Source organism: Anaerococcus marasmi (genome assembly GCF_900290195.1).
Classification (GTDB): Bacteria; Bacillota; Clostridia; order Tissierellales; family Peptoniphilaceae; genus Anaerococcus; species Anaerococcus marasmi.
Map to the genome: position 1 here is coordinate 498,059 of NZ_OLMF01000004.1, position 15,414 is coordinate 513,472.

The 15,414-nt window shown below is 33.0% G+C and carries 16 protein-coding genes; 3 read left to right on the forward strand and 13 right to left on the reverse strand.

Annotated features, from left to right (window positions below):
* The 3 genes from C7D97_RS02745 to C7D97_RS02755 form a co-directional block, all read right to left on the reverse strand.
* Complete coding sequence (locus C7D97_RS02745) at positions 1–936, reverse strand: DnaJ domain-containing protein (RefSeq protein ID WP_105300603.1); 936 nt, start codon at positions 934–936, stop codon at positions 1–3.
* Between the two features lie 126 nt (positions 937–1,062).
* On the reverse strand, positions 1,063–1,581 hold the full coding sequence (locus C7D97_RS02750) for an adenine phosphoribosyltransferase (RefSeq protein ID WP_105300604.1): 519 nt from the start codon (positions 1,579–1,581) through the stop codon (positions 1,063–1,065).
* 40 nt (positions 1,582–1,621) lie between these two features.
* Complete coding sequence (locus C7D97_RS02755) at positions 1,622–2,479, reverse strand: LCP family protein (RefSeq protein ID WP_105300605.1); 858 nt, start codon at positions 2,477–2,479, stop codon at positions 1,622–1,624.
* An 88-nt stretch (positions 2,480–2,567) separates the two neighbouring features.
* Here C7D97_RS02755 and C7D97_RS02760 point away from each other — a divergent pair, with 88 nt between their 5' ends.
* The 3 genes from C7D97_RS02760 to scfB all read left to right on the forward strand — a co-directional run bounded on the left by C7D97_RS02760 (position 2,568) and on the right by scfB (position 5,591).
* A complete protein-coding gene (locus C7D97_RS02760; RefSeq protein WP_105300606.1) occupies positions 2,568–3,905 on the forward strand; it encodes an aminotransferase class I/II-fold pyridoxal phosphate-dependent enzyme in 1,338 nt (445 codons plus the stop codon).
* Positions 3,906–3,948: 43 nt separating this feature from the next.
* Positions 3,949–4,098 carry a six-cysteine ranthipeptide SCIFF gene (scfA, locus tag C7D97_RS02765; protein ID WP_004835906.1) on the forward strand — a complete coding sequence of 50 codons (150 nt, stop codon included), beginning with the start codon at positions 3,949–3,951 and terminating at the stop codon, positions 4,096–4,098.
* A 110-nt stretch (positions 4,099–4,208) separates the two neighbouring features.
* A complete protein-coding gene (scfB, locus tag C7D97_RS02770) occupies positions 4,209–5,591 on the forward strand; it encodes a thioether cross-link-forming SCIFF peptide maturase (protein WP_105300607.1) in 1,383 nt (460 codons plus the stop codon).
* Positions 5,592–5,617: 26 nt separating this feature from the next.
* Here the strand turns inward: scfB and C7D97_RS02775 are convergent, their stop codons facing one another.
* From C7D97_RS02775 to miaB, 10 genes are all read right to left on the reverse strand, one after another.
* Entirely contained in the window at positions 5,618–6,256 is a 639-nt protein-coding gene (locus C7D97_RS02775; protein ID WP_105300608.1) for a V-type ATP synthase subunit D, read from the reverse strand.
* Between the two features lies 1 nt (position 6,257).
* The gene (locus C7D97_RS02780) at positions 6,258–7,622 is read right to left on the reverse strand and encodes a V-type ATP synthase subunit B (protein ID WP_105300609.1); all 1,365 of its coding nucleotides are present in this window, start codon (positions 7,620–7,622) and stop codon (positions 6,258–6,260) included.
* A complete protein-coding gene (locus C7D97_RS02785) occupies positions 7,623–9,371 on the reverse strand; it encodes a V-type ATP synthase subunit A (RefSeq protein ID WP_105300610.1) in 1,749 nt (582 codons plus the stop codon). It abuts the gene before it with no gap.
* The gene (locus C7D97_RS02790) at positions 9,355–9,960 is read right to left on the reverse strand and encodes a V-type ATP synthase subunit E (protein WP_105300611.1); all 606 of its coding nucleotides are present in this window, start codon (positions 9,958–9,960) and stop codon (positions 9,355–9,357) included. The genes C7D97_RS02785 and C7D97_RS02790 overlap by 17 nt, the downstream gene beginning before the upstream one ends.
* Positions 9,961–9,971: 11 nt before the next feature.
* Entirely contained in the window at positions 9,972–10,211 is a 240-nt protein-coding gene (locus C7D97_RS02795) for a V-type ATP synthase subunit F (protein ID WP_105300612.1), read from the reverse strand.
* Position 10,212: 1 nt separating this feature from the next.
* Positions 10,213–10,641: an ATP synthase subunit C gene (locus tag C7D97_RS02800; RefSeq protein WP_015777945.1), complete on the reverse strand. Its 429-nt coding sequence runs from the start codon at positions 10,639–10,641 to the stop codon at positions 10,213–10,215.
* Positions 10,642–10,650: 9 nt separating this feature from the next.
* Positions 10,651–12,027, reverse strand: a complete 1,377-nt coding sequence (locus C7D97_RS02805) for a V-type ATP synthase subunit I (RefSeq protein WP_105300613.1) — start codon at positions 12,025–12,027, stop codon at positions 10,651–10,653.
* Positions 12,028–12,912: a V-type ATP synthase subunit I domain-containing protein gene (locus tag C7D97_RS02810; protein ID WP_105300614.1), complete on the reverse strand. Its 885-nt coding sequence runs from the start codon at positions 12,910–12,912 to the stop codon at positions 12,028–12,030. It abuts the gene before it with no gap.
* A gap of 2 nt (positions 12,913–12,914) precedes the next feature.
* Complete coding sequence (locus C7D97_RS02815) at positions 12,915–13,895, reverse strand: V0D/AC39 family V-type ATPase subunit (RefSeq protein WP_105300615.1); 981 nt, start codon at positions 13,893–13,895, stop codon at positions 12,915–12,917.
* Between the two features lie 164 nt (positions 13,896–14,059).
* Entirely contained in the window at positions 14,060–15,409 is a 1,350-nt protein-coding gene (gene miaB / locus C7D97_RS02820) for a tRNA (N6-isopentenyl adenosine(37)-C2)-methylthiotransferase MiaB (protein WP_105300616.1), read from the reverse strand.
* Positions 15,410–15,414 lie beyond the last annotated feature (5 nt).

Consider the following 15,414-nt stretch of genomic DNA (forward strand, 5'->3'; position numbering starts at 1 on the left):
TTATTCCTCCTCTGCTAGTTTCTTGCATAATTCTTCTTGTTTGCTGCTGAGATTTTCTGGGTTTTCTATTACTATATTTAAGATTAAATCTCCTATATTGCCCTTCCTATCCTCATATCCTCTCTTCTTTAATCTGATTTTTCTTCCAGAATTAACTTTTTCTGGGATATTTACCATAAAAGATCCTGATTTAGTATCTATTTTTTTCTTAGTGCCAAAATAAGCTTCCCATGGTTTTAGTTTAACTTCCTTAATGAAGTCAATCCCATCGAGGGATAAACCCTCTTCGTCTTGGATTATTACCTTAACCATGATATTAGCATTTAAACCGTACTTGGAGCCATCTATTCTAATCTTGTTATTATTTTTTATACCTTTTGGGATTGTTACATTTATATCTGTAAGACTTCCTTGATTTTTAACTTTTATCGTTCTTGATGTTCCTTTGATAGCTTCATCAATGCTGATTTTCATATCGTAATCAAGGCTTTGCTTCTTCTTTTTTCCAAAACCCTGACCTATATTGGAGAACCTACTTCCACTTCCAAATCCCCTGTTAGTAGATCTTGAACCTTGTTGGAAGCCTCCAAAAAGTGTATCAAAAAAGTCTGAAAATCCACTATCGCCAGTTGAAGAATATGTGTAAGAATTTCCTCCAAAATTATTAAAGTCAAAGCCAAAATCTCTAGGATCGAAGTTCTGACCTCCTTGGAAATTGGCATTTTGACCAAACATATCGTATTTTTTACGCTTGTCTTCATCTGATAAGACTTCATAAGCTTCATTAATTTCTGTAAATTTCTTTTCTGCTTCCTTGTCGTTCGGATGAAGGTCTGGGTGATATTTCTTGGCTAATTTTCTATATGCTTTTTTTATTTCGCTGGAACTTGCTTTTTTGTCAACTCCCAACACTTCATAATAATCTCTGTATTTCATATTTACCTCCATCTTCTTTGACCATCTCTGACCTTAATAGAATTATACTAGGTCAGATTCTTTTTTCAAGATACATTTATTATTTTTATAAAAAAGAATTCCCTATTAGCTAGGGAACTCATATGTTTAATGATTATATTTTATTAATGATATTACATCGTAGTCCTTTAGGTAATCTCTTCCCTTAAGATCAGTAAGCTCTATTAAAAACTCGAAGCAAGCTACCTTACCTCCTACTGCTTCGACTAGCTTTGCTGCAGCCTTAGCAGATCCACCTGTTGCTATCAAGTCATCTAAGATGACAACTCTTTCACCTTCTTCTAAGGCATCTTTGTGCATTTCTAATTCATTGGAACCATATTCTAATTCATAAGAAACTTTTTCTATTTCTCCAGGAAGCTTTCCAGGTTTTCTTATTGGAATAAAGCCTTTTTTAAGCCTATCAGCAAGGGGTGCTCCAAATATTAATCCTCTTGATTCGATGCCTGCAATATAGTCAAAATCGTAGTCCTTTAACTTTTCTTCAAGCTGATCTATAGTCTCCTTGAAGGCATCTTTATCCCTAAGTAAGGTAGTAATATCTTTAAAGGAAATTCCTTCTGTTGGGTAGTCTTCTATCACTCTAATTTTTGATTTTAAATCCATTTAGTCCTCCACATATAAAATCTCTATATAATATAATACCCTAATAAGCAAAGTTATATAGATAATCACTCCTTATTTCTTCAATTGACTCATCATAGACTTCAAAGTAGCTTATATCATCTTCATAGGTTACGAAACCTTCTAGCCTAACCATATTTATATCTGACTTGTCTATAGACCTAAAGGCTAGGGCAAGTTGTGAAAGCTTAGAAAATTTTATATTTGTCTTAATCTTATCCTTCATAGCTAGGTATGCGATAGGAAGCTTAGGTAAATTTTTTGCCTTAGTCATCTCATTTATGAATTGCATCATAAAGTCTTGCTGGGTTGAAATCCTACCAAGGTCAGCATTTTCATATCCCTTCCTAAATCTAACGTAGTTTAAGGCTTCTTCTCCAGTGAAATGATGAGTACCAGGGCTTATATCCATAGCGCTTGCTACATAATCATCGACTTCTATGTCTATGCCCCCTATGGCATCTATTCCCTCAACTACTGCCTCAAAAGGAATAACGCAATAGTAGGTTAGATTAATTCCCAAGAAGTCCCTTATGGTCTGCATTGTCAAATCAATACCCCCATAAGAGTGGGCAGCATTTATTTTATCCATATATCCATTAATTTCGACCTTGCTATCTCTAGGGATAGAAATCAAATCCACCGACTTATTATCGACATCGGCCTTAACGAGCATCAAGGTATCAGTTCTTGTACCCGTCTCTTCTCCAGTACTATCGACTCCTGCTAAGAGAAAGAGAAATTCGTCCCCATTTCCAGATATGCTATCATCAGAATCATTTTTGATAAAATTAATAACTAGAATTATAGCGCTGAACAAAACTACAAACATTAAAAATATAAGTATAGACTTAAGTATCTTTTTAAAACTATTTTCCATATTTATCTCCTACTAGGATTATATGCCTTTTTATACAAATTAAAATGGTCCTTTTATAAATAAATAGTAAGGTATGGGAGAGGTAATTATGTTAAATGACAAATTAGATTTATATTTAAAAGAAGGATACTATCCTTTCCATATGCCAGGTTCCAAAAGAAGTGAGCTCCTAAGGTCTGATCTTCCCTACAGAAGGGACTTGACTGAAATCTATGGCTTCGATAATTTAAATGACCCAGAAGATATTTTTGTCGAGATGGAAGAAAAATTAGCTCGAATTTACGGAGTTAAGAAGGCTATTATATCGACAAATGGTTCAACTTCTGGTATTCTTTCAACGATTAGAGCCTTGTGTAGGAACAATAAAAATATATTAATCCAGAGATCTTCACATAAATCAGTATACAATGCTTGTGAATTAAATTCACTTAGTGTTTCATATATAAATATAGTGACTGATGAGCAATTAGCTATAAAGGATATAGATTATGAAAATCTAGAAGAGAAATTAAAGGAGAAAAATTACCAGGCCCTGGTATTGACTTCCCCTTCCTATGAGGGATACCTCCTTGACCTAAAAAGAATATACAAGATATGTAGGAAAAATAGAACCAAGCTTATACTTGATATGGCTCACGGCAGTCATCTTCCACTAACTAGTCTTTATGATAATTCATTTGATGTTGCAATTACATCTTTTCATAAAAACTTATCTGCCCTAACTCCCTCAGCCGCAGTTATAATCAATGATATGGAGTATTTTGATGAGATAAAAAGAAATATGGCAATATTTCAGACATCTTCTCCTTCATATGTGATTTTACAATCTATTGATGAAATGATAGGAAGATTTGAAAGCTTTGAGAATCTTTATAAAGACCTTGAAAATAATATAGACGATTTGTATAAGTTAAAGTTAGATCACTTAGAACTTGTCGATAATCCCTCAAAAGATAGAACTAAGATTCTAATATCGACTAAAAATACAAATATTAGTGGTAGTGATTTAGAAAGACTTCTCAGAGAAGATAAAATCGAAATAGAGATGGCCTATCCTGACTATGCCTTACTAATTTCTACAATATTCGATACTAAGGAGGGATTCGATAGACTAAAGAAATCTCTTAGAAGGATTGATGGATTATTAGAAGAGAAAAATAAATCTTATAGTCTAGATTTACAGGTCCCTCAAAAGAAATTTGAAATATTTGAAGCTATAAATTATAAGAAAAAAAATATTAAGCTAGAAAATTCTTTAGGTCATATTGCAGGAGAATTTGTTTACGCCTATCCCCCAGGTAGTCCAATAATAGCTCCTGGAGAGATAATCGATGCAGAAATTCTATCTACTTTTCATTATATGTTAGACAATAATATCCATTTAAACATCAAAGATGAATATATTTCCGTCATAATTGACAAATAATTAAAAAACTGTTATTATAAAGTTAGAAAAGGAGAATATACATATGAAAAGAATTGTAACTTTAAATACTAGAAATCTCCACAAGAGCAAAAAACATGGTGGTTGCGGCGAATGTCAAACATCTTGCCAATCAGCATGCAAGACAAGTTGTGGTGTAGCTAATCAAGAATGTGTTAGCAAGAAAAATAAATAATTGTTTTTAGCTTATCTAGGATAATTCTTAGATAAGTTTTTTATTGTAGGAATTTTGTTAGATTATTCTCAATTCCTAGTAAAATACTATAGTAAATATAAGGAGTAATAATGATTCATCAATACAAGGCCAAAGGCTTTAATATTGTCTTAGATATATATAGCGGTTCCGTCCACGCAGTAGATGATGTGACCTATGATATTATCGAAAAATACGAGACTAAAGATAAAGAAGATATTAAAAAAGAAATAATTGATAAATATGAAATAAGTAATGATCAATTTGAAGAAGCCTATACTGAGGTAAAAGAGTTAGAAGACGAAGGGCTTCTCTTTACTGATGACATATATGAAGATCTCTCAATTGATATAACAAATAGACCGACAACAATCAAGGCCCTCTGTCTAAACGTCGCCCATACCTGCAATCTATCATGCGAATATTGTTTTGCAAAAGGAGGTAAATATTCAGGTCCAGATGCTATTATGACAATCGATGTGGCCAAAAAAGCTATTGACTTCCTTTTAGAAAATTCCGGTAGCCATTACAACTTGGACATAGACTTCTTTGGAGGAGAACCTCTCCTAAACTTCGATCTAGTAAAAGAAACTGTTGATTATGCAAGAAGTAAGGAAGAAGAGTTTAACAAGCACTTTAACTTTACTTTAACTACTAATGGTCTTCTTCTAGACGATGATGTGATTGATTATTTAAATGAAAACATGAAAAATGTGGTCCTATCCCTCGATGGAAGAAAGGAAAAGCACGACCAATTCAGAAAGACCTTAAACGGTAAGGGTTCCTACGATGCTATAGTTCCAAAATTCCAAAACTTCGTAAAAAAACGTGGCGATAAGGAATACTATATGAGAGGAACTTTCACTGCAAATAATCTTGATTTTACCGAAGATTTGAAGACATATCTAGACCTAGGCTTTACTAGAACTTCCCTTGAACCAGTTGTAGGAAAATCTGATGAGCCATATGCTCTAAAGGAAGAACACCTAGATAAAATCTATGATGAATACGAAAAACTTGCTGATATGCTAATTGAAAAAATAGATAAGAATGAAGATTTCATCTTCTACCACTACATGATCGATTTGGAAAATGGACCTTGCGTACACAAAAGAATATCTGGTTGTGGGTCAGGAACTGAATATATGGCTGTTACTCCAACAGGAGAGCTCTACCCTTGCCATCAATTCGTAGGAAATCCTGATTTTGTTATAGGAGATATAGATGATGGAATACAAAACAAGGACTTGGTAAACCAATTTAAAACTTGTAACTGTTATTCCAAAGATGAGTGCAGGTCTTGTTGGGCAAATATGTATTGCTCTGGCGGTTGTGCTGCTAACTCCTACAATGCTACAGGAGATATAAATAATATCCATGAATATTCTTGTAAGCTTTTTAGAAAAAGAATAGAGATGGCAATTGCTGTTAAAATATATGAATATATGAAGGAATCTGAAAAAGAATTTGCATAGAAAAATAGCGCCGATTAATACCGGTGCTATTTTTTAGATTCTTCTTTTTTAATTTTATTTTCTTTGACAATCTTGGTCTTGGAGAATTCTTCTCTTTCCTTCTCCTCTATACTTTGAGATATAGTCTTAATCATTTCCTTGTATTTTGGAATTTGAACCTTATCCAAACTATTTACTTTCTTGCTTGTCTTTTTAATTTCTCTATCTAAAGAGTTAATTGTAGTATCAAGCTCAGCGAGCTTAAATATCTTAGATCTTAATTGATTAAAAGAAAGTATAGCCTCATCAAAACCAGCATTGGTTTCATAGAATGAATAAGATAAGTTAAGCTTTACATCTTCAAAGTGAATTTCAGATATTTCTGTCTGCATGAACTTATCAACTTTTAAGCTAATACTATTATCTATTGGCACAGTCTTTGATATAGAATCAAGATCCGATTCACCAATGCTTACCAAGACTTTTTTGAAATCATGGCTGACCTTTTTGATCGTCTCATTTACCTTTTCATTTAAATCATTACGTTCTTTTATCTTGGAATCATAAGCTCCAACCAAGGCCTTTCTCTTCTTATCGAGTATGTCGTATCCACCCTCTAAGAGATTTAGTTCTTCTTTTGCCTTGATTAGATTGGCCTTTGTAGCTGCAACATTATTTGTTTGCATACTATTCACCTATAAACTTATCTAGATTCTCTTTAGAAACTCTGTGAAGCTCATTTCTTGGAAGGATTTTAAGAATTTCCCAACCTAAATCTAGAGATTCATCGAGTTCTCTATTCTCATCCTTATCTTGGGCTAAGAATCTTCTTTCAAATTCATCTCCGAAACGCAAATATTTCTTATCAACATCGGACAAATCATCTTCACCAACAATTTGAGAAATATTTCTAACATCTTGGACTTTAGAATATGATTCATAAAGTTGGTTCATTAGGTCTTCGTGGTCAGCCCTTGTATAACCTTCACCTATACCGTCCTTCATAAGCCTTGATAAGGAAGGAAGTACATTTATTGGAGGATAGATTCCCTTATTAGAAAGAGATCTATCGATTACAATTTGCCCCTCTGTAATATAGCCTGTAAGGTCTGCAACAGGGTGGGTGATATCATCATTAGGCATGGTAAGTATTGGAATAAGAGTTACAGATCCCTTAACTCCCTCAATCATGCCTGCTCTCTCATATAAAGAAGCAAGGTCTGAGTAAAGATATCCAGGATAGCCCTTCCTTGAAGGAACCTCTCCTCTTATAGATGAAACTTCACGTAGGGCTTCTGAATAAGATGTCATATCTGTAACTATTACTAATACGTGATAGCCCTTCTTGTAAGCTAGATATTCAGCTGCTGTTAGGGCACATTTTGGAGCAACAAGTCTTTCCATTATTGGAGAGTCTGCAAGGTTTTGATACATTACAACCTTATCACGAACACCTGCCTTATTGAAGGCATCTTCAAAAAACATTGCTTCGTCTTTCTTAATCCCCATAGCGGCAAAAACAAAGCAAAAGTTCTCATCTGTCTTAAGCTTAGCTTGTCTTACAATCTGTGCTGCAATCTCGTTGTGTGAAAGACCAGATCCAGAAAATATAGGTAGCTTTTGTCCACGGATAAGGGTTGTTAGTGTATCAATAGAAGAGATTCCTGTTTGGATGAAGTCTCTTGGGTACTCACGTGCTACAGGATTTAGTGGAAGTCCTTCCACTGAATATTTATCATCAGAGTAGATATCTCCACCATTATCTATAGGTTCTCCTATCCCGTTAAAGCTTCTACCAAGTATTGATTCATCGAGAGGAATCTCTAAAGGCTTTTCATGAAAGCTTACTACTATGTCATTTAAGGAGAACTCTTCTGTATTACCAAAAACTTCAATAGTTACAGTATCTTCATCGATTTTTACAACTTGACCTACAAAGTCCATCCCTAAAGCGTGAACAGATACTACTGCCTTGTAGGCTACATCTGTAACTTTTTCTATTTCAATCATAGATGATTCAATTTTTCTAATCTTAGTATATTCTTTTCTCATCTATAAACCTTCCTTCACAGTTACAAAATGATTGTTGATCTTTGAATTAAGATCAATAAACTTATCCAACTCGTCATTTTTAATATTATATTTCATTTGAGTAATCTCATTAATAAGATTTGAATCATATATTTCCGCATGACTTAAGCCAGAAGAAATAGCTGCCTTACTCTTTTGGTAATAATTATAAATAATGTCGAGCATCTTGACTTGTTTTTCAAGTGGGACATACTTATCTATGTCATTGTAAGCATTTTGTTGTAAGAAGCCATTTCTTATAAGACCTGAAACATCTAATATGTTCTTTTGACTATTAGAAAGTGCATCTTCACCCACTAGCATCATGATAGATCTAACTTCGTCTTCTTCAAGGAGGACATTCATCAATTCATTTCTTATAGCAATTATGTCCTTACCAAGTCTTTCCTCATAGTAGGCTCTTATTTTTTCAATATAGTTAGAATAAGAAGAAAGCCAGTTTATAGCTGGATAGTGTCTTGAATAAGCAAGCTTTCTATCAAGCCCTAAAAATACATTTACACATCTTCTAGTATTTTCTGTTACAGGCTCTGAGAAGTCGCCTCCTGAAGGAGATACGGCCCCGATAAGAGTAACAGAACCTTCGCTTCCGTTTAAGTTTTTGAAATATCCCGCTCTTTCATAAAATTGTGAAAGTCTTGATCCAAGATATGCAGGATAGCCTTCCTCGGCTGGAATCTCTTCAAGTCTTCCAGATATTTCACGTAAGGCTTCTGCCCATCTGGATGATGAGTCTGCCATAAGGGCTACATCGTAACCCATGTCTCTAAAGTATTCAGCCATAGTTATACCAGTATAAATAGAAGCTTCCCTTGCTGCTACTGGCATGTTTGAAGTATTGGCAATTAATATAGTTCTTTCCATTAGTCCCTTACCTGTGTTTGGATCTATAAGATCAGGGAACTCCTCAAGAACCTGGGTCATCTCATTTCCACGCTCGCCACATCCAATGTAGATTATTATATCTACGTCAGAATATTGAGCAAGTTGGTGTTGAAGCATAGTCTTACCTGTACCAAATCCCCCAGGGATGGCAACTGTACCACCCTTAGCAAGAGGGAAGAAGACATCTAGGACTCTTTGTCCTGTCTCAAATAGCTTCTCTATTGGCATATTGGCCATAACTGGTCTTTGATTTCTAACTGGCCAATATTGGTAGAGTTTCTCCTCCACTACACCTTTTTCTGTCTTAATCTTAACAACTGTATCCTCAAGTGTATAGGCGCCGTCTTCAACAACTTCTATAACCTCACCACTAACTTGAGTCATAAGTCTATGCTCAATTGTTTCAGTTTCTTTTATAGTAGCGTAGATATCGCCCCTTTTAACTTTATCTCCGACTTTAACCCTAAGTTTGACATCCCATTTTTTCTCAGTGTCCAAGTTTTCAAAACCTATACCTGAAGGGATAAAGGCACCGTTTTTGTCCATAATACTCTTTAAGGGTCTTTGGATACCATCAAACATGTTCCCAAGCATTCCTGGACCAAGTCTTACAGAAAGAGGTCTGCCTGTTGGGATTATTTCTTCATTAACTTTAAGTCCTGACGTATCTTCGTAAACCTGAATTGTCGCAAGATCTCCCTCTAGTGAAATTACTTCACCTATAAGTTTTAGCTTACCAACTGAAACCATCTCACGAACTGTTAAGATTTTTGCATCTTGTGCAATTACAACAGGACCGTTTATTGTTTTAATTTTTGGATTCATTAAAACTCTCACTTTCAAGAAGTTGATTTAGTTTCTTACCAACTTCATATTTCTTATCTTTAAGTTTATTCAAATAAGTATAATTATATCTAAAATCTTTATCAAGATTTGAAATTATAAAACCACCAATGTATTCATTGTCTAAGACTTCTACATTAGGAAAATCTATAAGATTCTTATCTTTTTCCAAAACGCTTACTATTACTTCGTCCTTACTTAGGTCAAGCTCCTTTAAAGAATTATCTATCATAGAATTTAACTTGTCTTTATAGTCGTTAGTATTAGTAAAATTTTTGAGATTATCTTTGATTCTTTTTGTCAAATCTTCTAATAAAGATTGTCTATAAAGAAATATATCATTTTTAGATTCAAATTCTTTCTTAGAAACATTCTCATTCTTTCTAGTTTCAGCAAATATCTGTCTATCTTTGACACTCTCTTCTAAGTGCTTTTCTAATTCCGCCTTTTTATCTGAAACTAATTTTGAATTATCCTCTGTTGACTGATATAATTCTTTTTCACTTTTTTCTTTTTCTTCATCCCAAACCATTTTTCTAAAGGATGAAATCTTCGCTTCTAGGTCTAGCATATTTCCTCCAATCAACCATCAATAACTACGATTAAAGGCTCACTCTGATTTTCTCTATAATAATCAACATCGTTAGATATATGATTATAAATTGTTCTGCTTAAGATAAGAACAGCTAGATTATCATCTTTTACAGAAGCCTTAAACTTATCAAGACTTTCTTCGATTCTATCTACCTGCTCTATTTCTATGCCTCCAAGCCTAAACATAAGGTTTAAGCTTGGATCATTGCTTATTAATTTTGCCTTCATTTTATGCGTATAGGATTAAGATTGAGATAATTACACCGAAGATAGCAATACCTTCTGCAAGACCTACGAAGATTATTGTTCTACCAAGGATAGATTGATCTTCTGAGATAGCTCCTAGTGCTGCTGAACCAACAGTACCTACTGCATATCCTGTACCAATTGTTGCAAGACCTGTTGAAAGGGCTGCACCAATGTATTTTAGTCCATCACTTGCTGCTGCACTAGTACCAGCTTCTGCAGCTTTAGAGCTTGATGGGAAAAGAAGAACTATCATCATTACCATAATTGGAACGAAAGTAGATAGGTTAAGCTTTAATGCCTTTCTTATCTTTGCCTTTGAACTATCTTCGTTTGTTTTTAACAAATATAAACCTGAATAAATTGTCATTACGACAACTGCTAATGCTAATAAAGCAATTTTAAAAATCATATTAACTCCTTATTTTTCTGTGATTGGTCTAAATTTACGACCATTTCCTTCATAATACTTACTAAACATCTCGTAAAATTCTAGCCTTAGTCCTTGAATGAACACTATCATACCTTCAAGTCCAATTATTAAAATATTACCTAAGATTAGAATGATTATTCCAATTATTCCACCACCTGCTAGTTTTGCCATGACTTCAAATGCCATATATAAACCAACGTGGTTAATTGCGAAAGCTCCAACTCTAGTAAAAGATACTAAGTTAGAAAAGACTGACAATAGAGCTTCTACAATTGAGAATGAACTTTCTACATAATAGTCACCCTTGGAACTATCGTATAAAGGATATTCTCCATCGATCCTTCTTGCTAGTGGCTGTTTAAATATTATCATCACTATTGATAATACAAGCATAACTACAGCTACTGGCATTGGAAGTGGGCTTTTTCCTACTATATTAAGAATAATTAGAATAAAAGATATCATCATCATAAGACCTGCTAGGCCTTCTTTACCAAAGATTCCTTCTTCTATATTATTTTGTTTTTTGACTTTATTGAAAATTCCTATTATATAAGATATAACCATCAAGACTACACCGAATGCAACTGATGCTATTAGTACAGTCATTATATTATCAAAAGGCTTAATCAATAATGTAGGAATCAGTGTCTCTATACCAAAGAATGAGCCGTACATCAATCCAAATATAGATGAACTTATTCCGATTCTTCTTACTAGGCCGCCAAAGGTCTTGTTTATCTTATCTACATAGAAGCTTAACAAAACAAATACTAATCCTTGTCCTAAGTCCCCAAACATCATTCCGTATAGTAATAAATATGTTATAGCGAAAAATGGTGTTGGGTCAATCTCGTTGTAATTTGGTGCTCCATACATGTTCACCAAAAATTCGAAAGGACGAAACAAAGTATTATTCTTTAATTTGGTCGGCGGTTTCGAGGAATAACTCCTATTGTTTATATTTACCTTAGTTTTGTCGTATTTTTCTTCAAGCTCTTTGAAGTCATCGACTTTTGATTCAGGAACCCAGCCACTAAGGTAGAAGTACTTGTCCCCTTTTGCCATCTTATCCTTTATCTCGCTACTTTTTTCATAGTAGTCAATAGTATGCGGAATATCTTCTATAAGATCTTCGTTTTGATTTTTGATAGCTTCGATTTTTTCTTCTAGTTCTTTAATTTCTTTGTTAGTTTCTTCTAATTTTTTATCAACAGTTTCTAAATTATAAGACTCTGGAGTCTTTTTATCTATAAAACCCATTGTATTGACAGCTCTTTTGATATCTTCTTTAACTTGTTTAGGATAAACTAACAAATAATTTTCTTTGCTGTCAATATTTTTATTTTTATTCTTATTTGCCAATTATTTAGTCCCTTCTTCTAAAATAGATGAGCTAATCTCAGAAACTATGTCTTCACTATGATTTTCATAGATCCTATCGAGATTATCCTTCATTTGTTTATACTCGTTTTCTATATCTTTCTTCCTTGATTCGCCCTCAGATAGGATATTTGAGTAAAGCTCGTCTGTTTTATCTTTGGTTAATGAGGAATACTTTTTATCCAACTCGCTTATTACATTAAAAGTATTAGCTTTTTCATTCGATATAATCTTATCTGTGTCGGATCTAAGTTTACTTGTTTCCTTATCAAGGGCTATTAATTCGTCAAGATAGCCTAAAGACATATCGTCAAGACTATTATCTAGGTGTAGAATCAATGAAGGCAAGTTATCGTAGTTATTCTTTAGTATATATCTACCATCCTTGCTTACTTCCCCAAACCTATGATCAAAATAATTGAGATTTTTGATCTTAGCTATATCTATTCCATATTTGTTAAGGACTTCCAAATTATCCTTATACTCTTGAAGAATATTTTTTTCTTCTTCTAATCTGTTTTTCTTATCAATTAATGCGTTCAAGTCGTCGTATAAACTGTCAATTTCACTTTCAGAAATATGTTTGCTTCTTTTAGTTCCTTGAGAATCTATTTTAAACAAGTCTTTCAGTAAATTCAACTTATCTATAATAGATTTATTTGGCCTTTCAAAGCTCGATATAGTCGATATATCTTCAGTCAATTCTACATTTTCTTTACTAGCCTTAATTGAGAAAGCTCTTGATGCTACTTGATTAAAGGCATCAACCGGTTCAATATCGCCTAGTTCAATAATATCTTCTAGAAAATCGTCGAGATTATTTAATCTAGAAGTAACATTGACAAGGTGCATTTTTTCAACTGCCATAATTACCTCACAATCACTAGTTCATATCTTTCAGAAAGAGTAAAGCTCTCATCAACCTCTAACAGACTAACTAAATTTTCGATATTTGTGTAGACTTTCGTCATAGCAGAAATAACATAAAGAATAGTAGATCTTTCTTTGATTATTTCATCTCTTGAAAGTTTCATCTTCATCTTCATAATCCTAATATGTGAATCCCACGCATTATCAAAAATATTTTTGTACTTAGTACCATCAAGGTATTCAAAGAAATCATCCATGGACAAGTTAGATATCATCTTAAGCCTATCGGCATTATAGCCCTTGCCACCTTCAATCAAATAATTAAATATCTCATTATTATTTAGATTAAAGAACTTCTTGAGCCTATAAAGCATTTCAAGGTTAGATAAGTTAATTAACTCACCCACAAAATTTTCAATAAGGACTTTCTCTTTTGCCTTAAACTTCTTAGCTAATTTCAGAAGATTTCTAAAATAAAATTTCATCAAAGCATTGCTTGACAAAAATATCAATGATTCCTTATCCATATTTTCATTTATAAAGGGCAAAAGAGTTCTGTAATACTTACTATCTCTAAGCCCTTCTATAAATTCTTCTAATGAATAGTCAACATTGATTTTTAAATCTTTAGAAAACGGATTTTGTTTTAAATTTAAAATATTTTTCTCCAAAGTATTGTTGAGTATACATTGTATTACTTCTTGAATAAGATATATCTCATAAATACTGAAATATTCCTTAAAGAACTCACTCTCAATACCTTCTAGAAAAAAATCTAAACTTTGTAGTTCATCATGGAAGTTTCTAAACAATTTTAATTCGACTTCTTTTTTGCCTATAGCTCCGTCTAGAAAATCATAATGTCTTTTCAATAATCCTATTTTTCTTTCTAAATTGCTCTCATGAATTAATTTATTATAGAGATCGTCACTGGGTAGCTTTCCCATTTTTGCTTTTGCTTTTACAGTCACATCTCTCATAACAACCTCTTTCTTTGATACATTTCAATTTTATCACTTGTATTTTTTATTTAAAAGTATGAAAAATATTCTCTATGAAGTATTGATAAATATAAATTTTCAGAAAACTTTTCCAAATAAAGACAAAGCTTATATAAAACCGATTAAACTTTGTCTATTTTTGTCTATTCTACAAGCTCCCCTGAAATTGTAAACGATGTATTCTCTGTAATTTTCACCTTAACAATTTCTCCAATTAATTTTTTGCTAGCCTTAACATGGACTAACTTAAAAGTATCAGTTCTTCCTGTAAGGATATCCGGGTTATTCTTACTTTCTGATTCTAAGAGAACTTCTACAGTTTTTCCTATATATTCTTTATTTTTCTCATTAAATATAGGATATATTGTATCTAGCAGTCTATCAAACCTATCTTGAACTATTTCATCATCTATAGGGGTAAGCTTTGCGGCTCTAGTTTTTGGTCTAGGTGAATATTTAAAGGTAAAAGCAGAGTCAAATTCTATTTCTCTACACACCTTTAGAGTCTCCTGAAAATCCTCTTCTGTTTCAGTAGGATAACCAACAATAATATCTGTTGAAATCGCAATTCCTGGAATTTCTTCTCTTAATTTTTTTGCTCTTTCAATATATTTTGCTTGATCGTACTTTCTATTCATATCCTTTAGGACCTTACTTGAACCTGACTGTAGGGGTAAGTGGAAGTAATTGCATATGTTGTCATTGTTTTTGATTACTTCTATTAGCTCATCTGATAAATCTTTTGGATGGCTTGTTGTAAATCTCAATCTCCTAAGACCTTCAATCTGACTAATTTTATCCAATAATTCTGGAAAAGTCATATCGAAATCTGCCTTGTTACCATAGGAGTTTACGTTTTGTCCTAAAAGGGTTATCTCCTTATATCCTTCCTCTACGAGATGCTCTACCTCAGCAAGAATTGCAGAAGGCCTTCTTGATTCTTCCCTGCCTCTTGATTCGGGAACTATACAATATGAGCAGAAATTATCGCAACCTGTCATGATATTTACAAAAGCTTGGAAGTCATTTAGGGTGTTATAGTTTACATAATCATCCTTGACATCATCTGTTGATATATCAATAACTCGCTCATTAGTTTCTAGATATCTAAATATAAGATCTGCTAAAGAATTGATATTTTTTGTACCGAAGATAATGTCTACTTCCTTATGATCTTTTATAATAACTTCTCTAGCAGTTGAAGTTTGCATCATACAACCTGATACTGCAATAATCTTTTCAGGATGTTCTTTTTTTAGCTTCTTAAGGGAAGAAACTTGGCCGTAAAGCTTAAGTTCTGCATTTTCTCTTACTAGACATGTGTTAAATAAAATAAAATCTGCACTTGATCTATCTTCTGTCTTTTCATATCCCAAATCTTCAAGTATATATGATATTCTTTCAGAGTCGTGCTCATTCATTTGACATCCGAATGTTGTTATATTGTATGTTTTGCCCTTAAAATAATCTTTGTATTTTTCTTTTACTTGCATACTAC